This window comes from Methylophilus sp. UBA6697, from assembly GCF_002454655.1.
Taxonomy (GTDB): Bacteria; Pseudomonadota; Gammaproteobacteria; order Burkholderiales; family Methylophilaceae; genus Methylophilus.
In genome coordinates this window covers 1-20,256 of the sequence record NZ_DKJH01000050.1, presented here as the reverse complement: position 1 = coordinate 20,256, position 20,256 = coordinate 1, and the positions used below count along the sequence as shown (strand labels likewise).

General features: G+C 51.0%; 21 protein-coding genes and 1 tRNA gene. 15 read left to right on the top strand and 7 right to left on the bottom strand.

Annotated elements, in window-relative coordinates; all coding sequences use genetic code 11:
- Positions 1–40: 40 nt before the first annotated feature.
- A complete protein-coding gene (locus B3355_RS13345) occupies positions 41–241 on the bottom strand; it encodes a hypothetical protein (RefSeq protein WP_019882038.1) in 201 nt (66 codons plus the stop codon).
- Positions 242–464: 223 nt separating this feature from the next.
- Positions 465–920 carry an SsrA-binding protein SmpB gene (gene smpB / locus B3355_RS13340; protein WP_019882037.1) on the bottom strand — a complete coding sequence of 152 codons (456 nt, stop codon included), beginning with the start codon at positions 918–920 and terminating at the stop codon, positions 465–467.
- Positions 921–1,012: 92 nt separating this feature from the next.
- On the opposite strand from smpB, the gene B3355_RS13335 reads away from it, so the two are divergent.
- Together B3355_RS13335 and B3355_RS13330 are read left to right on the top strand one after the other, a co-directional pair.
- Positions 1,013–1,447, top strand: coding sequence for a type II toxin-antitoxin system RatA family toxin (locus B3355_RS13335; protein WP_019882036.1), 435 nt, complete (start codon positions 1,013–1,015; stop codon positions 1,445–1,447).
- A 5-nt stretch (positions 1,448–1,452) separates the two neighbouring features.
- Positions 1,453–1,755: an RnfH family protein gene (locus tag B3355_RS13330; protein ID WP_292784839.1), complete on the top strand. Its 303-nt coding sequence runs from the start codon at positions 1,453–1,455 to the stop codon at positions 1,753–1,755.
- A 35-nt stretch (positions 1,756–1,790) separates the two neighbouring features.
- Here B3355_RS13330 and B3355_RS13325 read toward each other — a convergent pair whose 3' ends face one another.
- Entirely contained in the window at positions 1,791–2,273 is a 483-nt protein-coding gene (locus B3355_RS13325) for a DUF4124 domain-containing protein (RefSeq protein WP_292784836.1), read from the bottom strand.
- Positions 2,274–2,414: 141 nt separating this feature from the next.
- Between B3355_RS13325 and guaB the strand changes: the two genes are divergently transcribed.
- The 12 genes from guaB to B3355_RS13265 all read left to right on the top strand — a co-directional run bounded on the left by guaB (position 2,415) and on the right by B3355_RS13265 (position 15,441).
- Positions 2,415–3,875: an IMP dehydrogenase gene (gene guaB / locus B3355_RS13320; RefSeq protein WP_047518294.1), complete on the top strand. Its 1,461-nt coding sequence runs from the start codon at positions 2,415–2,417 to the stop codon at positions 3,873–3,875.
- Positions 3,876–3,975: 100 nt separating this feature from the next.
- Positions 3,976–5,583: a glutamine-hydrolyzing GMP synthase gene (gene guaA, locus B3355_RS13315; protein ID WP_047518296.1), complete on the top strand. Its 1,608-nt coding sequence runs from the start codon at positions 3,976–3,978 to the stop codon at positions 5,581–5,583.
- A 44-nt stretch (positions 5,584–5,627) separates the two neighbouring features.
- On the top strand, positions 5,628–6,647 hold the full coding sequence (gene trpS, locus B3355_RS13310; protein WP_292784828.1) for a tryptophan--tRNA ligase: 1,020 nt from the start codon (positions 5,628–5,630) through the stop codon (positions 6,645–6,647).
- 33 nt (positions 6,648–6,680) lie between these two features.
- Positions 6,681–7,181, top strand: coding sequence for a GreA/GreB family elongation factor (locus B3355_RS13305; RefSeq protein ID WP_292784825.1), 501 nt, complete (start codon positions 6,681–6,683; stop codon positions 7,179–7,181).
- A 9-nt stretch (positions 7,182–7,190) separates the two neighbouring features.
- Positions 7,191–7,793, top strand: coding sequence for a nitroreductase family protein (locus tag B3355_RS13300; protein WP_047518299.1), 603 nt, complete (start codon positions 7,191–7,193; stop codon positions 7,791–7,793).
- A 91-nt stretch (positions 7,794–7,884) separates the two neighbouring features.
- The gene (locus tag B3355_RS13295; RefSeq protein WP_292784820.1) at positions 7,885–9,480 is read left to right on the top strand and encodes an ABC-F family ATPase; all 1,596 of its coding nucleotides are present in this window, start codon (positions 7,885–7,887) and stop codon (positions 9,478–9,480) included.
- A 107-nt stretch (positions 9,481–9,587) separates the two neighbouring features.
- The gene (locus B3355_RS13290; RefSeq protein WP_292784817.1) at positions 9,588–10,046 is read left to right on the top strand and encodes a Spy/CpxP family protein refolding chaperone; all 459 of its coding nucleotides are present in this window, start codon (positions 9,588–9,590) and stop codon (positions 10,044–10,046) included.
- An 87-nt stretch (positions 10,047–10,133) separates the two neighbouring features.
- Positions 10,134–10,901: a response regulator gene (locus tag B3355_RS13285; RefSeq protein WP_024929912.1), complete on the top strand. Its 768-nt coding sequence runs from the start codon at positions 10,134–10,136 to the stop codon at positions 10,899–10,901.
- A 32-nt stretch (positions 10,902–10,933) separates the two neighbouring features.
- Positions 10,934–12,313, top strand: a complete 1,380-nt coding sequence (locus tag B3355_RS13280) for an ATP-binding protein (RefSeq protein ID WP_292784813.1) — start codon at positions 10,934–10,936, stop codon at positions 12,311–12,313.
- A gap of 105 nt (positions 12,314–12,418) precedes the next feature.
- A tRNA-Ser gene (locus B3355_RS13275) sits at positions 12,419–12,509 on the top strand.
- A 15-nt stretch (positions 12,510–12,524) separates the two neighbouring features.
- Entirely contained in the window at positions 12,525–13,112 is a 588-nt protein-coding gene (locus B3355_RS13270) for a hypothetical protein (protein WP_292784810.1), read from the top strand.
- A gap of 97 nt (positions 13,113–13,209) precedes the next feature.
- Complete coding sequence (locus B3355_RS13265; protein WP_292784807.1) at positions 13,210–15,441, top strand: TonB-dependent receptor; 2,232 nt, start codon at positions 13,210–13,212, stop codon at positions 15,439–15,441.
- Positions 15,442–15,482: 41 nt separating this feature from the next.
- Here the strand turns inward: B3355_RS13265 and B3355_RS13260 are convergent, their stop codons facing one another.
- The 4 genes from B3355_RS13260 to uvrB are packed head-to-tail and all read right to left on the bottom strand — an operon-like array spanning position 15,483 to position 19,257.
- On the bottom strand, positions 15,483–16,031 hold the full coding sequence (locus B3355_RS13260; RefSeq protein WP_292784805.1) for a hypoxanthine-guanine phosphoribosyltransferase: 549 nt from the start codon (positions 16,029–16,031) through the stop codon (positions 15,483–15,485).
- Between the two features lie 6 nt (positions 16,032–16,037).
- The gene (galU, locus tag B3355_RS13255; protein ID WP_019882014.1) at positions 16,038–16,907 is read right to left on the bottom strand and encodes a UTP--glucose-1-phosphate uridylyltransferase GalU; all 870 of its coding nucleotides are present in this window, start codon (positions 16,905–16,907) and stop codon (positions 16,038–16,040) included.
- 53 nt (positions 16,908–16,960) lie between these two features.
- Positions 16,961–17,227, bottom strand: a complete 267-nt coding sequence (locus B3355_RS13250) for a SemiSWEET transporter (RefSeq protein WP_292784802.1) — start codon at positions 17,225–17,227, stop codon at positions 16,961–16,963.
- Complete coding sequence (gene uvrB / locus B3355_RS13245) at positions 17,224–19,257, bottom strand: excinuclease ABC subunit UvrB (RefSeq protein ID WP_024929902.1); 2,034 nt, start codon at positions 19,255–19,257, stop codon at positions 17,224–17,226. The genes B3355_RS13250 and uvrB overlap by 4 nt, the downstream gene beginning before the upstream one ends.
- Positions 19,258–19,415: 158 nt before the next feature.
- On the opposite strand from uvrB, the gene B3355_RS13240 reads away from it, so the two are divergent.
- Positions 19,416–20,256 (top strand): S1 family peptidase (locus B3355_RS13240; RefSeq protein WP_292784799.1); only part of this gene is annotated, 841 nt, incomplete at its 3' end.

The following is a 20,256-nucleotide window of genomic DNA, read 5'->3' as shown; positions in this document are numbered from 1 at the left end:
TTACATCAGATGCAATGGCGCTCTCTTTTACAGCTTAAATTTAGAATGGACGTGGTGTCGCAATGCCCAATGCTTCGTTCAAGCCCAGTGCCAGGTTAGTACCGGCAACGGCAATGATGTAACCAGCGCCAGTCAGGATAGTAGCGATACCGCCTACCAGACCCAAGGATGTTGGATACTCAGGAATAATGGAAAAACCACCAGAAACCACTTCAACTTCAGTCATTGTTAATTCACGCATAACTTCTTCCTTATTTAAATTGTTAATGAAAATAGTTGGGCCTTAAAACAAGTGAATCTCCTCCACTCAAAGCGGCACCAACCAATTTAGATTAACACAATTTAATTACATTAAAATNNACGCACGCATCAGCACGAACGGACAAGTGCAGGGAAAAGTCCGTAGAGAATAAAATGAAAACGCACCATGAATGATGGTGCGAATAACAGGGACTGACCTGGGTTTAACGACTGCGTTGCTTGTTTTTTAACAGCTGATTCTGCTCACGCTTCCAGTCACGTTCTTTTTCAGTATCGCGCTTGTCGTGCTGTTTTTTACCCTTGGCCAGGCCAATCTGGATCTTGATGCGGCCACGTGTAAAGTGCATGTCCAGCGGCACAATGGTGTAACCGGCGCGCTCAACCTTGCCAATCAGCTTGTCAATTTCTTCGCGGTGCAACAACAATTTACGTGTACGGATAGCATCAGGACGGATATGGGTGGAGGCAGCACCCAGCGGCGTCACATGGCAGCCAATCAGGTACAACTCGCCGCGCATGACCACCACGTAAGCCTCTTTGAGGTTGGTACGGTTATCGCGTATGGCTTTGACTTCCCAGCCTTCAAGCACAAGGCCGGCTTCGTATTTTTCTTCGATAAAGTAGTCAAAAAACGCTTTTTTGTTTTGCGCGATGCTCATAACGCTGGTGTGCAGACTTAAATCACTTAAAATAGCATTTTAACTCAAAACCCAATTCCGTTCTGGAACCATCGCTGAAATGGCTTAACTCAATGGCGCAAGTAGAAAAAACCGTTTTAGTCATGCACTCCTGTGCCGCCATGTTTCAATTGGTCGATGCGGTGGAGGATTATCCGCAATTTTTGCCCTGGTGTGGCGGCAGTGAACTCATAGAGCGCACAGAGCTGGTGACGCAAGCGACGATTCATATTCGCTACCATGGCATTCAGCAACACTTCACTACGCGCAACCACAAACAAGCGCCGCATCATATGGATATCACCCTGGTCGATGGCCCGTTCAAGCACCTCACCGGCCACTGGCACTTTATCGCCCTGCGGGAAGATGCCTGCAAAATTGAATTTAAACTGGAATATGTGTTTGCTAACAGCCTGGTCGAACGCATTATCGCGCCGGTGTTTAGCCATATTGCCAATACCTTTGTGGATAGCTTTGTCAAACAGGCCGACAAACTGCATTTGAAATAGCGCGAATGCCAAACACGCAAGCCGAGATGATTACCGTGGAAGTTGCCTACGCCCTACCGCAGGCGCAAACGATTATTGCATTGACGGTGAGCCCGGGCACGACTGCACTGGAAGCCGTCATCCAATCAGGCATTGCACAGCAATACCCTGATATTTCGCTGGATCACTTAGTGCTGGGGATTTTTGGCAAGAAGACAGAACACGGGACGATACTGAAAGCCATGGACCGGGTAGAGATTTACCGGCCATTGCTGGCGAATCCTAAAGAAGCGCGCAGGCAACGCGCAGCTGCCAAAAATGGGAAGTAAAAACGCCAGCTTTGAATAAAAGCGAACGCTTTTGGTTACTCAACTGGACAATTTTCGTCAATTTCCTGCTGCGCCCTGGCCTGGCCTTCTCTGATTTGATCATCCGTCAGATACTCTTTCTGGCCATTTTCATTGACATTTTGCATGCGGCCGCCAACGGCATAGTTACGGTAGTTAGACCTTGCGGCAGCACAGTTCTGTGCCTTCAAGCGCTCTTGCATGGCTTTAAGCGCCTCAGCTTCGGCTGACTGCCCATTACCGACAGCCTCACGGTTATCAAGTGATCTTTTGCTGTTGGACGCGCCTTCTTCGCGCTGATAAGCATCCGAGCGCGTCAGCGGAATATCATTAGGCACCGTGGCGGCCTTGATTTTTTGCGTACTATTGGCCCCTGCCTGTGGTGGCACGTCAGAATAATTCATCACGCCTTTTTCATCGCGCCATTTATAGATTTCAGCCCCTGCTTGCAAGCTGCACAGCAGACATCCTGCCAAAATCAGTTTCAACATCATCTTCATCACTCACGCCCTGCTCTTAATTAAAAAACATCCATGCACAAACCATGCCAAACACTACCAGCATCTCGGCAAAAAATGCAAAACGCTTTGTCAAGGCAAAACGAAATCGGTATAATTATATTTTGGAGATAAGGAATTCACATGCGTTTGTTGCAACAAGCCCTGACCTTTGATGACGTTTTACTCGTTCCAGCCCATTCGAATGTCATGCCTCGCGAGGTCAACCTCAGTACCAAGCTGACCAAAAGCATCACTTTAAATATCCCGCTGTTATCTGCTGCGATGGATACTGTTACCGAAGCACGCATGGCAATTGCGCTGGCGCAACTGGGCGGCATGGGCATCATTCACAAAAACATGACGATTGAGATGCAGGCTTCCCGTGTCTCCCGCGTAAAACGTTTCGAATCTGGTGTCGTGATTGACCCGGTGACCATCCACCCCGCCATGAGCGTGCGTGAAGTGATGGACATCACCAAACAACAAAAAATCTCCGGCCTGCCAGTCTTGCAAGATGGCAAAGTCGTCGGCATTGTCACCAACCGTGACCTGCGCTTTGAAACCAACCTGGACCAAGCCGTCAGCAATGTCATGACACCGCAAGACCGTTTGGTCACGGTGCCAGAAGGCGCCAGCCGTGAAGAAATCATGGGCCTGCTGCACAAGCACCGCCTGGAACGCCTGCTGGTCGTCGGTCAAAACTACGAACTCAAAGGCCTGATCACCGTCAAAGATATTCAAAAATCGCACGATCACCCCTTAGCCTGTAAAGATGAAAAAGGCCGTTTGCGCGTCGCCGCAGCGGTGGGCGTGGGCGAAGGCACTGACGAGCGTATTGATGCGTTGGTTGAAGCTGGCGTAGACGCCATTGTCGTCGACACCGCACATGGACACTCGCAAGGCGTGCTGGACCGCGTGCAATGGGCGAAAACCAAATATCCAAAACTACAAGTCATTGGTGGCAACATTGCCACTGCTGAAGCTGCGCTGGCCTTGGTAGACCACGGTGCCGACTGCGTGAAAGTCGGCATTGGCCCAGGCTCTATCTGTACTACCCGTATCGTCGCTGGTGTCGGTGTGCCGCAAATTACAGCTATCAGCAACGTGGCTAAAGCACTGGAAAAATCCGGCGTACCATTTATTGCTGACGGCGGCATTCGTTTCTCTGGTGATATTTCAAAAGCCATCGCAGCTGGCGCATACAGCGTCATGCTGGGCGGCATGTTCGCCGGTACCGAAGAAGCGCCAGGGGAAGTCGAACTGTTCCAGGGCCGTTCTTACAAGTCTTACCGCGGTATGGGTTCTATCGGCGCCATGCAAAAAGGCTCTTCTGACCGCTACTTCCAGGACAACACCGCGAACGCAGACAAACTGGTACCAGAAGGTATTGAAGGCCGTGTGCCTTATAAAGGCAGCGTGTTGGCTGTGGTACACCAGTTGATGGGTGGTTTGCGTGCCTCGATGGGCTATGTCGGTTGTGCCACCATTGAAGACATGCGCAATAAAGCCGAGTTTGTACAAATCACCAGTGCCGGTATGCGTGAATCGCATGTGCATGATGTACAGATTACTAAAGAAGCCCCTAACTATCGCGTAGATTAAGTCTCACTGACCATTATTAAACCAGCCACAGAGGACACAGAGGACGCAGAGATTCATCTCTCAACCCTCTGTGTCCTCTGTGCACTCTGTGGCTAAAAAAATGTCTCACTCAAAAATCCTCATTCTAGACTTCGGTTCACAAGTTACCCAGCTCATCGCCCGCCGCGTGCGCGAAGCGCATGTGTATTGCGAAATCCACCCTTGCGATGTGTCTGACGAGTTTGTCAAAAACTTCGATGCCGACGGCATTATCCTCAGCGGCAGCCATGCCAGCGTGTATGAAGAAGAAACCGACAAAGCACCGCAAGCGGTATTTGAACTGGGCGTGCCGGTGATGGGTATTTGCTACGGCATGCAAACCATGGCGCAACAACTGGGTGGCAAGGTAGAAGCGGGCACCAAGCGTGAGTTTGGCTATGCGCAGGTGCGCGCGCGCGGCCACTCTGCCCTGTTCCGCGATATCCAGGATGCCACCAACGCTGAAGGTCATGGCCTGATTGACGTCTGGATGAGTCACGGTGACAAAGTCACCGAACTGCCAACAGGCTTTAAAGTCATCGCCAGCAACGACACGACGCCGATTGCCGCCATGGCCGATGAAGATCGCAGATTCTACGCCGTACAGTTCCACCCTGAAGTCACGCACACCAAGCAAGGCCAGGCCATGCTGGAACGCTTTGTATTGGATATCTGTGCGGCGAAGCCAGACTGGATCATGGGTGACTACATCAGCGAAGCAGTGGCCAAGATCAAAGCCCAGGTTGGCGACGAAGAAGTCATTTTAGGCTTGTCCGGCGGCGTTGACTCCTCCGTCGCGGCCGCCTTGATTCATCGCGCGATTGGCGACCAGCTGACCTGCGTGTTTGTTGACCACGGCCTGTTACGCCTGAATGAAGGCGATATGGTGATGGAAATGTTCGCTGGCCGCCTGCATGCCAATGTGATCCGCGTTGACGCTACTGAGCAATTTATGGGTAAACTGGCTGGTGTCAGTGACCCGGAAGCCAAACGTAAAATCATCGGTGCCGAGTTTGTGGAAGTATTTAAAGCTGAAGCGGCCAAGCTGAAAGCCAGCGGCGCTGGCCACAAAGGCGCGACTTTCCTGGCGCAAGGCACGATTTACCCGGATGTAATTGAATCCGGTGGCGCCAAATCGAAAAAAGCAGTCACCATCAAGAGCCACCACAACGTCGGCGGCTTGCCTGAACAATTAGGCCTGAAACTGCTGGAGCCATTGCGCGACCTGTTCAAGGACGAAGTACGCGAACTCGGCGTCGCACTCGGCTTACCGCGCGACATGGTCTATCGCCACCCGTTCCCAGGCCCAGGACTGGGTGTACGTATTCTAGGTGAAGTGAAAAGCGAATTTGCCTTATTGCTGCAACGCGCAGATGCTATCTTTATTGAAGAGCTGCGCAACACTGTAGACGCTGCCACAGGTAAAACCTGGTACGACCTCACCAGCCAGGCATTTACCGTGTTCTTGCCGGTGAAGTCAGTCGGCGTGATGGGTGATGGCCGCACTTATGACTATGTGGTTGCATTGCGCGCCGTCGTCACCAGCGACTTTATGACCGCACACTGGGCAGAGTTGCCGTATAGCTTGCTAGGCAAAGTCTCCAACCGCATCATTAACGAAGTGCGCGGCATTAACCGCGTGGTGTACGACATTTCCGGCAAACCGCCTGCCACCATCGAGTGGGAATAACCTTCATTCACTAACCAATCTCAGACCGATTAGAGCACAATACGATGAGCACACAATCCATTATCCTGACTGGCGATCGCCCGACTGGCCCATTGCACCTGGGGCATTTTGTTGGCAGCTTGCGCAACCGCGTCAAATATCAGCATGAATACAAGCAATATGTGATGCTGGCCGACGCACAGGCGCTGACCGACAATATGGATGACATCGATAAAGTGCATCGCAATGTGGTGGAAGTGGCGCTGGATTACCTGGCCGTCGGCATAGACCCTAAGCTGTCGACCATTTTTATCCAGTCACAAGTGCCTGAACTGACTGAACTGGCGTTTTATTACCTGAACTTAGTCACAGTGGCGCGCCTGGAGCGTAACCCGACTGTGAAAGAAGAAATTCGCCTGCGTGATTTTGAACGTGATATTCCGGCGGGTTTCCTCACCTACCCTGTCAGCCAGGCCGCGGACATTACCGCATTTAAAGCCACCCTGGTGCCAGTGGGCGAAGACCAGATCCCGATGATTGAGCAAACCAACGAGATCGTGCGCCGCTTTAACCGTACCTATAAGAACGCCAGCACAAAGCAGGAAATCCTGGTTGAAACCAAAGCGCTGGTGCCAGAGCTTGGCCGCCTGCCCGGCATTGATGGCAAGGCCAAAATGAGCAAATCACTGGGTAACGTGATTAACCTCGGCGCAACGGCTGACGAAGTGAGCAAAGCCGTGAAGCGCGTTTACACCGATCCGCTGCACTTAAAAATTGAAGACCCGGGCCATGTTGAAGGCAATATCGCTTTCACCTACCTGGATGCGTTTGATACTGACAAAGCCGCCGTCGCTGAGCTCAAAGCACACTATACACGTGGCGGCCTGGCGGACAGCATCGTTAAAAAACGCCTCGAAGCCGTGTTGCAGGAAATGCTGGAACCGATTCGCAGCCGTCGCGCCGAACTGGCAAACGACAAGGGCTATATTTTGCAATTGCTGCGTGAAGGCACAGAACAGGCACGCGAAGTCGCGGCAAACACCATGAGTGAAGTGCGGGCTGCGCTGGGGCTGACGTACTTCTAAGCGTTGTAACTTTTAGGTGATACAACACACAGCATGAGTCGCGGTTTTGTCAAAGAAGATGATCTGGAACTGGCGGGGACGGATTTACCGGAGCGCCCGCTGAGCCCGCATGCTAACTATGTCACGCCAGAAGGTTTGCAAACATTACAGCACACTGTCAAAACACTGGATACGGAACGCAACCAGTACGTTGCACGTAAAGAAGACCCAAGTGCCCAGCAAAAGCTGGCTGAAATTGACCGCGATCTGCGCTACTTTGTCGCCAGACTGGAATCTGCGCAATTGGTAGACCCAGCGCAGCAACCACGGCACACCGTATTATTTGGTGCCAAAGTGCTGGTAGAAGATGAAACTGGCGAACAATCCGTTTTCCAGATCGTCGGCGAAGATGAGGCAGATATTGCGCGGCAAAAAGTCAGTTACGTGTCGCCAGTAGCCAAAGCGCTGCTGGGCCGCAAAGCTGGTGACAGTACCGTTTGGCAACGTCCGGCCGGCCCTTTGCAGCTGGATATTTTAACTATTGAGTATGAATAAACACACATCATGAATGTATCACAAGCCATCCAGGAACGTCGCTCGATCAAAGCTTACGATCCTACCCATCGCATGACAGACGCTGAAATCCAGCAACTGTTCTCGCTGGCCATGCTGTCGCCGACTGCTTTCAACATTCAGCACTGGCGGTTTGTGGTGGTGACTGATCCGGTGTTACGTCATCAAATCCGCGCAGTGAGCTGGAACCAGGCACAAGTGACTGATGCCTCTTTGCTGGTTGTCCTGACGGCAGACCTCAAAGCCTGGGCGAAAGACCCGGCGCGCTATTGGGTCAATGCGCCGCAACAAGTGAGCGACTACCTGGTGAAGGCAATTCACGACTATTACACTGATCACACGCAGGCAGAACGTGATGAAGGCATGCGCTCAGGCGGTATGGCCGCCATGACGCTGATGCTGGCAGCCAAGGAAATGGGCTATGACACCTGCCCCATGGATGGCTTCGATTTTGACGCTGTGGCGAAGCTGATCAACCTGCCTGCCGACCATGTGCCAGTGATGTTTGTCGTCGTCGGCAAAGCGATGGAAGAAGCCAAGGCTCGTGGTGGCCAGTTGCCTATGGATGAAGTCGTCATCTACAACACCTTTTAAACCACCGGCACGCCGCAGTTTGCGTGCCCTGTATTTTTGAAGCATTTATTTATCCGCATTCAACCGCGGCAAAACTTTTTGAAAGTTGTTCATGTTAATTGCAAACAATATCACCATGCAGTTTGGCTCCAAGCCGCTGTTTGAAAATGTCTCTGTCAAATTTGGCGACGGTAATCGTTATGGCCTGATTGGCGCCAACGGCTGCGGTAAATCTACCTTCATGAAAATTCTGGCCGGCGTGCTGGAGCCAACCAGCGGCAACGTCAGCCTGGACCCCAATGAGCGCATGGCGTTCTTGAAACAGGACCAGTTTGCCTACGAAGATCAGCGCGTGCTGGACGTAGTGATGATGGGCCACGAACAAATGTGGAAGGCCATGCAGGAGCGTGACGCCATTTATGCCAACCTCGAAGCCACGGAAGACGACTATATGCGTGCGGCTGAGCTGGAAGGCGTGTTTGCCGAATATGATGGTTATACCGCCGAAGCACGTGCGGGCGAATTGCTATTGGGCGTAGGTATTCCTTTGGAGCAACATACCGGCCCGATGAGCGCAGTTGCGCCAGGCTGGAAGCTGCGTGTATTGCTGGTACAAGCCCTGTTTGCCAATCCAGACGTATTACTGCTGGATGAACCGACCAACAACCTGGATATCAACACCATCCGCTGGCTGGAAGACGTGGTCAACAATCGTGACTGCACCATGGTCATCATTTCACATGACCGCCACTTCTTAAACCAGGTATGTACGCATACCTGCGATATGGACTACGGCAAGATCACCTCTTACCCGGGCAACTACGATGATTACATGGAAGCCAGCATTGCGGCGCGTAACCAGCAAGCCAAAGACAACGCCAAAGCCAAACAGCAAATTGCTGACTTACAGGACTTTGTACGCCGCTTCTCTGCCAACGCCTCTAAAGCCAAGCAGGCCACCAGCCGTGCCAAACAGATCGATAAAATCAAGGTGGAAGAATTCAAGCCTTCCAGTCGCCAATATCCGTTTATTCGCTTTGAATTTGACGACAGGGAAAAACTGCACCGCAATGCAGTAGAACTCAAAAAACTCAGCCATGGCTTTGACAAGACTTTATTTAATGACGTAGAACTGATGTTTGAAGCCGGGGAAAAAGTCGCCATCATTGGTGAAAACGGTATCGGTAAAACCACTTTCCTGCGCTGTCTGGCCGGTGATCTCGCACCTAAACACGGTGAAGTCAAATGGGCAGAAAAAGCCAAGCTGGGCTACTTTGCGCAAGACCATGAATACGAATTCGAAAAAGGCGAAGACCTGTTTGAATGGATGACCGCGCAGCGCCAACAAGGCGATGATGACAACACCGTGCGTAGTATGCTCGGCCGTTTGCTGTTCCCGACCGAGGCAACCAGAAAGTCAGTTAAAGTGCTTTCTGGTGGTGAAAAAGGCCGTATGCTGTATGGCAAACTGATGCTGGCAAAAACCAATGTGTTATTGATGGACGAGCCAACCAACCACATGGACATGGAGTCTATCGAAGCGCTGAACACTGCGCTGGATAAATACAAAGGTACTTTATTCTTTGTCAGCCATGACCGTGAATTCGTCAGCTCGATTGCCACCCGTATTATCGAAATCAAAGCTAACGGCATTGTCGACTTTACTGGTAACTATGAGGATTACCTCGCCAGCCAGGGCATCGAATAAGCAGATACACTCTGTTACATAGCCAGTTTCATCAGACAAACACCCGATACATTCGGGTGTTTTAATGTCAACATTGCAATTTCGCAATAATGATTAAAGGATACATCATGAAACTGAAAAAACTGGCATTCGCAGGTCTTCTGGTTTTGGTGTGCGGCACCGCCTTTGCCGAACCCGGCCATGGTTGCGACAAAGGTAAATTTGACAAAACCAACTGGCAGGAACACCGCCTGGAGCATTTTGAAAAGCACCAGGAAAAATTGCACACCATTTTGCAACTGACCAGTGTCCAGGAAAACGCCTGGAAAAACTATCAGGCGCAAATCAAGCCACAAGACAAAGCTGAGCATCCGGATGCGGCTGAGTTAAGCAAACTCAATACACTGCAACGTCTGGATAAAATGGAAGCCTGGGACAAAGAGCGTGATACGCGTCAGGCTGAACGTGCTAAAGCAGTGCGTACTTTTTATGCGCAATTGAACGATGCCCAGAAGAAAGCATTTGATGAAAATGCCTTTCCTCAACATGAAGGATCACATCACGGTGGTCCACGTCATGAAAAATAAAACCATCCTGATTTAATGTGCAAAACCGGCCACAATGGCCGGTTTTTGTGCTCCAATATTCAATCTTGTAAGCCCGAGACTTTGTTTATGACTGACGGCCATCCCGACACACATGTACTGGTAGTAGATGACGATGATGCGATTCGTGATTTGCTGTGTGATTTTCTGCAAGACAATCAACTGATCACCCATCAGGCAGCCAATCACGCACAAATGTGGCAAGCGCTAGAGCGGCAACTACCAGACGTCATTATCCTCGATATCAATATGCCGCAACGCAGCGGGATCGAGCTGTGTCGTGAGTTGCGTGAATCGCCCAAATACCGCTTGCTACCTATTATTATGCTGACGGCGCGCACCAGTTCGCTGGATACGATTATGGGCCTGGAAACCGGTGCTGACGATTACGTGGCAAAACCGTTTGAGCCGCTGGAGCTGTTATCGCGTATCCGCAGTGTCATCCGCCGTTCGCGCATGCATGCAGAAAACCCTGGCAAGGCGCATCATGAAGAACCTGCTGACAGCGGTATTTTGCGCTTTATTGGCTTTAATGAATGGACGCTGGATATCCAGAACCGGACCTTGATCGACCAAAGCAACACCAGCATTCCGCTGTCCAATGCCGAGTTCAAGTTCTTGCGTTTTATGCTGCTGCACGCCAACCGCACCTTGAGCCGCGATCAGTTGATGGAAGAAATGCATGGCCGAGAAGCAGGTCCATTTGATAGATCAATAGATTTACAAATCAGTAGATTAAGACAGAAACTTGAAGTGGATACTAAGAGTCCATCCATGATCAAAACGCTACGTAATGAAGGCTATCTGCTCACCGCAGACGTCCGCTATCTTAAATAAAAGAGCACCTGACTATAAAGAGCACTAGAGTGATGATAAAGAAATTGCTGGGCACCATGTCGGTCCGTATCTTCCTGATTACCGTCATTGGTATTCTGCTCACCGCGACGGTAGTGAGTATGCTGGGGCAACGCGACTCACGCGAAAATGAAACGCGCCTGCGCGACCAGTTCGCCTTCGACCGCATTGAAAGCATGATCCGCATCCTCGAAGCGACCGTGCCCGAAAAACGCTCCGAGATTCAGGACGTGTTTAAACGCATGGGCAGCCATGTCACGCTAGGCGTAGAACCGCCGCAAAATGCGCCGCTGTTGCCTGCAGAATTAGCCAACCTCAACAACTTGCTGGTGCCAGAAGTGGCTGACTTTATCAGCCTGTCCAAGCCCAGCCATTGCGCGCCGCGCCGCCCTCCGCCACCACCGCCGGGCTTTGGCGCACCACCACCGCATCCTCATGGTCAATGCCTAGCGGTTTACACCCACCTTGAAGACAATACATCTGTGTTGATCGAACTGCATTACGGCGGTCATCGCCCACCGGCCGGGCCACCGCATGAACGCAACCCTCTCACCATTGTGCTGGCACTATTCGGCTTGATCAGTATTATCTGGGCCGTCGCTTCCGTCGCCACCCAGCCATTGCGCAAGCTGGCAAATGCCGCCTTACAACTGGCACACAATATTGAGCACGCGCCTTTACCTGAAAACGAAGGCTCAACCGAGGTGCGCCATGCCGCCAAAGCCTTTAACGAAATGCAGCGCAGCATCCTCAAGCATATTCAGGAACGTGGCTTTATTCTGGGTGCGATTGCGCACGACCTGCAAACCCCCCTCACGCGCTTGCGTTTGCGCCTGGAAAAAGTCAAAGACCAAGAGCTGAAACAAGGCTTGATCAAAGACCTCACCGCCACCCAAGCCATGGTGCGCGAAGGCCTGGACTTTGCCCGCCTGTGCGGTGAAAACATCCATAAAAGCAAAGTCGACCTGACGGCGCTGGCAACCGCCGTATGCGATGACTTTGAAGATACTGGCCATGCCATCGCCAGCAGCCTGCCCACACAGTCCATTACCATCCTCGGCTCGGCACACTTGTTAACACGTTGCCTGACCAACTTGCTGAATAACGCGATTGCCTATGCGCAAACCCCGGCCTTGTCACTGCACGCAGAAGGCAAACAGGTCATTTTCGTGATTTCTGACGACGGCCCCGGCATCCCGCCCCAAGAACTGAACAATGTACTGGAACCATTCCGCAGATTGGAAGATTCCCGCTCACGCCAAACAGGCGGCACCGGCCTCGGCCTTGCCATCGCCCGCATGATTGTTGAAAAGCATGGCGGAAAACTATCCATCAGTAACAAACCAGTACCCGCTTCTGGCCTGGTAATCCAAATCGTGCTGCCGCTGCAATAATCGACCAATAAGAGCCATTAGATTTTTGTTGAACAGCACGCGCGCCACGGTGTAGACTAATCGCCCAGCAACCTTTTGGAGTGTCAAAAGGTTGCAAAACATCCCGGAGAAGTGGCAGAGCTGGTTGAATGTACCTGACTCGAAATCAGGCATACGTGAAAGCGTATCGAGGGTTCGAATCCCTCCTTCTCCGCCAACAAGCCTTAACCCTATGAAATTATCAGCATCGATCACCGCTTTATTCGCCCTGTTATTCATCGCTCTATGCGCTCAAAGTGCTGAAGAGTTTGGTGCTGAGCAAAGAGTCAAGAACCCGGCTAAGATTCCCTCCTCCATTATTGCTCAGCTAAGCAAAAAAATCGCTACAGACGGCATAAACGCTTGCCAAGATACTAAGCCCAATGACTTATTTGAAGCGCAGTTAGTGAGCTTGAGCAAATCCACAAAGGCATATTTGGTGAAACCTGCGCACGCCTGTTTATGTAGTGCGCATGACTGCCCTATGTGGCTATTTAAAGTGAACAAAACGACTGCAAAGCTGATATGGGATACGCCAGCAACCAGTTTGTTAGAGATCATGGATAAGAAATTGAATGGCTATAGCAAACTAAGAGAAGTGAGTGCGCTTGATGGTCAAGGGCATGAAACCATCTGGGCATGGAATATCTCTAGTTATACAGAAATTTATCACAATGTATGGGTGTTGGATGCCGACAAGAAGTGTCGCTTGGGAGAAGAAACGACACAACTCATGGATGGAAAAATGGTACAACATACAAAAACCTGTATTCAAGATTAATCAATCCCAGCTCCCCCTCTGCCGCCAGCGTTCTGGCTTTAGTTTTCACAAGCAGGCCTAAACATGATAGATTTTTAAAAAAATATAAAAATCTATCATGTCCATGCAAGCAGTCTCTCCTGTTCCACGCGGTCTCAATCAACGCATTCTTTTTCTATTAGCCATCGCCATTAGCAAAACGGCAATTGCAGAAGAGGATGTATACGAGATCGAATTACCCGATGTTGAAGTCACTGCCGTCAAAAGAAATGCCGCGGCGCATCTCACGCCATTGATGGCGGAGGTGATTACAGACGACAGCTTGCAAAACGCACATGTGAGCCAGATATCTCAGCTGAACACCTTGCTGCCCAACTTTTCCATACAGCAATATGGCGTCTATAAAAGTGCGTATATTCGCGGCGTGGGTGGTGGTGGCAGAAATGCCGGTTTTGATGCACGTACTGCGATATATGTGGATGGCGTGAATGTTGGCCCCACCATGTCGCTGGAAAACCTGTTGTTTGATATTGATACAGTGGAGATTGCCAAAGGCCCCCAAGGGTATACACATGGCAATCAATCCGATACGGGGGCGATCCGCATCACAACACAAGAAGCCACGGCCACACCCCAGGCGCAGATCAAGTTTGGGCTTGGTCATCTGGATTATCGCGAAACCACAGCGGTCATGAATATGCCTCTCGCAGCGCATATCAACAGCCGTATCGCGATCAGAAAAGAAACGCGTGACGGCTATGTCGAGAATGACCATACCAGTCAATCGCTGAAAGATCAGGACAATACATCCGCCCGGGCCCAGTTGCAGATACAAACCAGTGAGCAGCATCGCTTGAAGTTGTATGCAGACTATGCAGACCTCAGCAACCAGAATTTTCTGGCGCAGCCACTCACCGGTATGTTTGGTCAACCAGCGCAAAGTGGCGATTCATTCTCACGCGTGTTTCTAAATACGCAGCCCGTTTCACACACCTTGGCGCAAGGATTCAGCATCCAGAGTGAGCGGCAGTTGGCCAACCTCGCGCAACTGGAGGTAATCGTGGCGGCCAGGGACCACAGACATAACCGGCAAACGGATAATGACTATAGCGGCAATGATGTATTGGCAACCTACTATAAAGACCACCAGCAGTTGACCAGCCAGGAGTTTCGTTACAGCTCGGATGCACAGGCGGCGCTACGGTATGTGGCTGGCCTGTATTTCTCGCAGGAAGAGCAATCAAATGACAGACGTGCGGTTTTTGGCAACGATATGGCAACGCTGGTGAAACGGCCATCAGCCACCGTATTCACCCCATTTGGTGCCACTTTTGGCGTAACGGCAGGTGCAATGGTGCCGCTGCAGGCCAAGGTAAATACACAGACCCAGGCCTTATATGCCAATGCCAGTTACGATCTGGACCCTTTTACGCTGCACATAGGTGGCCGCTATCAGTGGGAGCAAAAGCAGCTGGATTTCAGCCTAGATGGTTCACACAGTGGCGCTTTTCGTATCGGCACCTTGAACCAGCAAAAGCAGGCCATGGCTAACCACTTTTTCTCCCCACTGCTGGCGGTGAGCTTTCACCCCAACCAAAGAAATACCTTGTTAGCCAAATTTGCACGGACCTATAAAAATGGAGGCTGGAATGTAGATTTCCTGAATCGGGCACAAGTGCAGGATGGCTATGCGTTCGCACCGGAGTCTGTGGATAGCCTGGAGCTGGGCTGGCATTACCAGCACAGGGCGTTTGATTTAAACACGGCACTGTTTGTGAATCATTACGACAACTACCAAGTGTTCCAGTTTTCCCGGCTAGGCGCAAACACGCAAGTATTGCAGTTACGCAATGCCGCCAGCGTGCGAACGCAAGGGCTGGAGTTCAGCACGCTAGTCCCGATTGGCCAGGCATGGCATATCAACTCAACACTGGCTTATCTGGATGCCAGCTACCTGCGTTTTCCCAGTGGTGGTGCCAATGGCACCGATGCCTCTGGCCAGGCGCTACCCGACGCGCCACGCTGGAGTATGGCCAACACGCTAAATTATGGTTTTCACTCAGGCATGCTAAAAGGCAAACTCGAAGCCAGCCTGCAGCACTATTATCAATCAGCTACTTATAGCGGTATCAGTAATGAGCCAGAAACCAGCCAGCTTGCCAGGAGAAATTTGCTCAACAGTTGCCTCAACTACACCACGGACAACCAGCACTGGCTGTGGAGCGTGTGGGTAAGAAACCTGACCAACCAGCAATTCGCCGTGGCCAAGGGAAAAGACTTTTTAGGTAATCAGATCGCGATTTATAACGAACCCCGGCTATGGGGTGTCAGTGGCGAATATCGATTTTGAGGCTGAAGTGCCTGAATAACGCCAGCACTGGCATGTCAACACTAGGATTGCAACGCGCGAATTTCTGGCAGATTACGCCACCAGCTATACACATCCATGCCACAGCCAAACACATAGCGGTTAGGCACGGTGAGTCCGACAATATCGGCCTGCAGTGGTTTTTGCAGGCCGTTGTCTTTTTCGGTGAGCACTGCTGTCAGTACGCGGCTAGCGCCCGCTTGCTGGCAATACGCCACCACCGCAGCCAGCGTAATACCTTCATCCAGAATATCATCCAGCACCACCACGGTTTGTCCGGCCAAATCCAGTTCTGGCTGCTTGCTCCAGACGATTTCTTGCCCGGCAGTGCCGTGATAGCGATTGGCTTGCAGGTAATCAAGCCGGGCTGGCAATGGCAAACGGCTCATTAACTGGCCTGCCAGATACAAGCCGCCACGCATCACACACAGCAAGATCACAGGCTGGCCAGATAACTGATCACGCAACTGCTCAGCCATGCGATCAATAGCAAGGCTGACTTCTGCCGCTGTAAACACGACATCCGAATGGGCGATCCAGAAATCTGGCGACTGTGCTTGTGCCGCGAGCATGCCTGATTAGATTGCCAGTGATTTCAAATAGCTTCTGAAGCTATCGGCGATTTCAGGATGCTTTAACCCCAGCTCAACGTTAGCCTGCATAAAGCCCAGTTTGCTACCGCAATCATAGCGCTTGCCTTTGTAGCGATAAGCCATCACTTTTTCATATTCCATCAATGCAGAAATACCGTCCGTGAGTTGAATTTCGCCGCCTTTGCCAGGTTTAACATGCTCCAGGCAATCAAAAATACGTGGACTCAACACATAACGGCCGACCACTGCCAGGTTAGAAGGCGCCTCCTCTGGTTTAGGTTTCTCCACCATGCCTTTTACTTCGAGCAAATCATCTGTTTTAGCAATCGCATCGACCACGCCATAGCTGCTGGTTTCTTCTGGCGCCACGGTTTCAATGCCCAGTACTGAGCATTGTTGCTCGGCATAGACATCTACCATTTGCTTGGTGATAGAGACATCACCCACCAGCAAATCATCTGCCAGCAATACGGCAAATGGCTCGTTACCCACGACCGGCTTAGCACACAATACCGCATGGCCAAGACCCAGTGCTTGTGATTGACGGATAAACACGCAACTCACACCTTTTGGCAAAATGCTGTGCACGATATCGAGTAGTTTTTGTTTGCCCGCAGCTTCCAGCTCGGCTTCCAGTTCATAGGCCTTATCAAAATGGTCGGCAATCGAACGCTTGTTACGGCCCGTGATAAAAATCAGCTCAGTCGCACCAGCGGCGATGGCTTCTTCCGCCGCATACTGAATCAGCGGTTTATCAACAACAGGTAGCATTTCTTTTGGGCTGGCCTTGGTCGCCGGCAAGAAGCGGGTGCCTAACCCCGCCACCGGAAAAACGGCTTTTGTAATTTTTTTCATGGTCGTATCCTAAACAAAATAATTATAAAAACAATCAACAATCAATCTTAAATTTAACGGCTTAATACAGATTTTAATTTTAACCAAAGAACGACGCCAGCCAGTATCGCGGTGATCGCATTGGCAATGATCACAGGCCAATCCTGTCTCAATATGCCGTAGATCAGCCATAACAATACGCCTGTCGTAAATATCGTATACATTGGCAGTGATATTCCGCTTAAATCTCTGGTACGCCATGATTTAATCACCTGCGGCACAAATGCTATCGTAGTGCACACAGCGGCAATCGAACCAATACACAGATTTAACGTGGTCATTTCAAATCTTCTACTTCGGCACCAAACGCCTGTAACTTAAGCTTCTTCAACTGGTCACGATATTGGGCCGCTTTTTCAAATTCCAGGTTCTTGGCCGCATCATGCATGGCTTTTTCAACCCGCTTGAGCTCTTTGGTCAAGGTTTTCTCGCTCATGTTTTCATAGCTGGCCTGCTCTTGGGCGGCTTTGCGTTCACGTTGCGCTTCATCTTTATCGTAAACGCCGTCAATAATATCTTTAATGCGCTTGGTCACACCCCTAGGCGTGATGCCATGTTCGGCGTTAAACGCCAGTTGGATTTTGCGTCTGCGATCGGCTTCGTCCATCGCCAGCTTCATGCTGCGGGTAATTTTGTTGCCGTAAAAAATCACCGTACCATTGAGGTTACGCGCTGCACGGCCCGCGGTTTGAATCAATGAGCGTTCAGAACGCAAGAAGCCTTCTTTATCTGCATCCAGCACAGCGACCAATGACACTTCAGGAATATCCAGGCCTTCGCGCAGCAGGTTAATGCCCACCAGCACATCAAATTCGCCCAGACGTAAGTCACGAATAATTTCGACGCGTTCTACCGTATCAATATCACTGTGCAAGTAGCGTACTTTGACGCCATGCTCGCTGAGGTAATCGGTCAAATCCTCAGACATGCGCTTGGTCAACGTCGTCGCCAGCACGCGCTCGCCCACGGCCACGCGTAGTTTAATCTCACCCAGCAAATCATCGACCTGCGTATCGGCCGGCTTCACTGTGATTTCAGGATCAACCAGGCCAGTCGGGCGCGCAATCATTTCCACCACTTGCTGCTGGTGGTTTTTTTCGTAATCCGCCGGGGTCGCCGACACAAAGACGCACTGGCGCATAATGCGCTCAAACTCTTCAAACTTGAGTGGCCGGTTATCCATGGCCGACGGCAGGCGCCAGCCATAATCCACCAGGTTAGATTTACGCGAACGGTCACCCAGATACATGCCGCCAACCTGAGGCACGGTGACATGGCTTTCATCAATAATCATCAATGCCTGCTCAGGCAGATAATCAATCAATGTTGGCGGTGGATCGCCCGGATTGCGCCGTGTTAAATGGCGGCTATAGTTTTCAATGCCTTTGCAAAAGCCAATTTCATTCAGCATTTCGAGGTCAAACCGCGTACGCTGTTCAATACGTTGTGCTTCAACCAGTTTGTTTTCGCTGAGAAAAAAGCTCACGCGCTGGCGTAACTCTTCTTTAATCGTATCCATCGCCCGCACCGTGGCTTCACGCGCGGTCACATAATGGCTGGACGGGAAAATACGGAAGTTATGGATTTTGTTAAATACCTGCCCGGTGAGCGGATCAAACAACTGGATACTATCAATCTCATCATCAAACAGACTGATGCGTACTGCCGTTTCACTGTTTTCTGCCGGGAACACATCGATAATATCGCCACGCACACGAAAGCAACCACGACTAAAATCAAAGTCGTTACGGTCATACTGCATATTGATCAGTTGCGTCACGATGTCTTTTTGCGCAACCTTTTTACCCTGATGGATATGCAGCACCATGCCATGGTACTCACCGGGGTCACCAATACCGTAAATGGCCGACACAGTCGCCACAATGATCGTATCTTCACGCTCCAGAATGGCTTTAGTCGCCGACAAGCGCATTTGCTCAATATGCTCGTTAATGCTGGAATCTTTTTCGATAAACAAGTCGCGCGAAGGCACGTAGGCTTCTGGCTGGTAATAGTCGTAATAGCTGACGAAATACTCCACGGCATTATTCGGAAAAAACTCCCTGAATTCGCTATAGAGTTGTGCGGCCAGTGTCTTGTTCGGCGCCATGACAATGGCCGGCTTGCCAGTGCGGGCAATCACGTTGGCCATGGTATAGGTTTTGCCAGAGCCAGTCACACCGAGCAAGGTCTGAAATTTCAGGCCATCATCAATGCCTTGCGTCAGCTTTTCAATCGCCTGTGGCTGATCGCCAGCAGGGGGAAACGGCTGGTGCAATTCGTATTTACTGCCAGGGAAAGTGACGATCACAAGAACAATCTGGAGACAAGAATGGTATAAATCATATTTTAACTGTTTTTGCGGCCACAGGCGCAGGATTTACAATTTTCAGAGATGCCTTTCGCCCGAACTTTTATCGCAAGAATCAGTCACTTCAAACACATCAAAACAGGCACCAGGGGGATTCCGTGAAACACTTGTTTTTAGCATGCTTATTACTCGGCACATCCGTTGCCAATGCTTATAACCAGCAAGCATTGATGGAGGCCTATTTTGGTGTCGTCATGATCCGCGGCTACAACCTGGATGGTGGCATGGCCTATGGTTCCGGCGTAGTGGTTGCTGATAACAGCGTCGTCACCAATTGTCATGTATTACGCGCCACCAAACAGCCTTGGGTGTCACGCGGCGAAGACAGTTACCCGATCACCAGCGTACGCGCCGATGCCTGGCACGACCTCTGCTTGGTCACCACCCACAATATGCCCTTTAAATCCGTCCTTCGCGGCAATAGCCACGATCTGGTACGCGGCCAGGAAATCACCGCTATCGGCCACTCCAATGGCGTGCCGGCACCCATCACCTCTGTGGGTGAAATTCAGGGCCTCTACCCCACGCAACCTGGCAATATGATACGCAGCAGTGCTAAGTTTTTAATGGGCGCCAGCGGTAGCGGCCTGTTTGACATGGAAGGCAGGCTGGTCGGCATTAACACCTTCAAAACCGCAGGCAATGGCGGCAGCATCCACTTTGCACTGCCAGTTGAATGGCTGGATACACTGGAGAAAATGCCCGCCACCACCGAATTCCCGGTGCATGGCAAAGCCCTGTGGGAAGAAGACGAAGATAAAAAGCCTTTTTATATGCGCGCAGCGGTGCCTGAGTCCCGGCAAGACTGGGCAGCCCTGCAAAAAGTGAGCAGCTTATGGACGCAACAAGAGCCCACCAGCGCAGATGCCTGGTTTAGCCTGGGCCTGGCAAACCTCTCGTTAAAGCAATTCGCATTGGCCGCCAGCGCGTTTGATCAAG

Coding starts and splice junctions, on each gene's coding strand:
- B3355_RS13345 (WP_019882038.1), bottom strand. CDS start 241: ATGCGTGAATTAACAATGACTGAAGTTGAAGTGGTTTCTGGTGGTTTT.
- smpB (WP_019882037.1), bottom strand. CDS start 920: ATGAGCATCGCGCAAAACAAAAAAGCGTTTTTTGACTACTTTATCGAA.
- B3355_RS13335 (WP_019882036.1), top strand. CDS start 1,013: ATGGCGCAAGTAGAAAAAACCGTTTTAGTCATGCACTCCTGTGCCGCC.
- B3355_RS13330 (WP_292784839.1), top strand. CDS start 1,453: ATGCCAAACACGCAAGCCGAGATGATTACCGTGGAAGTTGCCTACGCC.
- B3355_RS13325 (WP_292784836.1), bottom strand. CDS start 2,273: ATGAAGATGATGTTGAAACTGATTTTGGCAGGATGTCTGCTGTGCAGC.
- guaB (WP_047518294.1), top strand. CDS start 2,415: ATGCGTTTGTTGCAACAAGCCCTGACCTTTGATGACGTTTTACTCGTT.
- guaA (WP_047518296.1), top strand. CDS start 3,976: ATGTCTCACTCAAAAATCCTCATTCTAGACTTCGGTTCACAAGTTACC.
- trpS (WP_292784828.1), top strand. CDS start 5,628: ATGAGCACACAATCCATTATCCTGACTGGCGATCGCCCGACTGGCCCA.
- B3355_RS13305 (WP_292784825.1), top strand. CDS start 6,681: ATGAGTCGCGGTTTTGTCAAAGAAGATGATCTGGAACTGGCGGGGACG.
- B3355_RS13300 (WP_047518299.1), top strand. CDS start 7,191: ATGAATGTATCACAAGCCATCCAGGAACGTCGCTCGATCAAAGCTTAC.
- B3355_RS13295 (WP_292784820.1), top strand. CDS start 7,885: ATGTTAATTGCAAACAATATCACCATGCAGTTTGGCTCCAAGCCGCTG.
- B3355_RS13290 (WP_292784817.1), top strand. CDS start 9,588: ATGAAACTGAAAAAACTGGCATTCGCAGGTCTTCTGGTTTTGGTGTGC.
- B3355_RS13285 (WP_024929912.1), top strand. CDS start 10,134: ATGACTGACGGCCATCCCGACACACATGTACTGGTAGTAGATGACGAT.
- B3355_RS13280 (WP_292784813.1), top strand. CDS start 10,934: ATGATAAAGAAATTGCTGGGCACCATGTCGGTCCGTATCTTCCTGATT.
- B3355_RS13270 (WP_292784810.1), top strand. CDS start 12,525: ATGAAATTATCAGCATCGATCACCGCTTTATTCGCCCTGTTATTCATC.
- B3355_RS13265 (WP_292784807.1), top strand. CDS start 13,210: ATGTCCATGCAAGCAGTCTCTCCTGTTCCACGCGGTCTCAATCAACGC.
- B3355_RS13260 (WP_292784805.1), bottom strand. CDS start 16,031: ATGCTCGCGGCACAAGCACAGTCGCCAGATTTCTGGATCGCCCATTCG.
- galU (WP_019882014.1), bottom strand. CDS start 16,907: ATGAAAAAAATTACAAAAGCCGTTTTTCCGGTGGCGGGGTTAGGCACC.
- B3355_RS13250 (WP_292784802.1), bottom strand. CDS start 17,227: ATGACCACGTTAAATCTGTGTATTGGTTCGATTGCCGCTGTGTGCACT.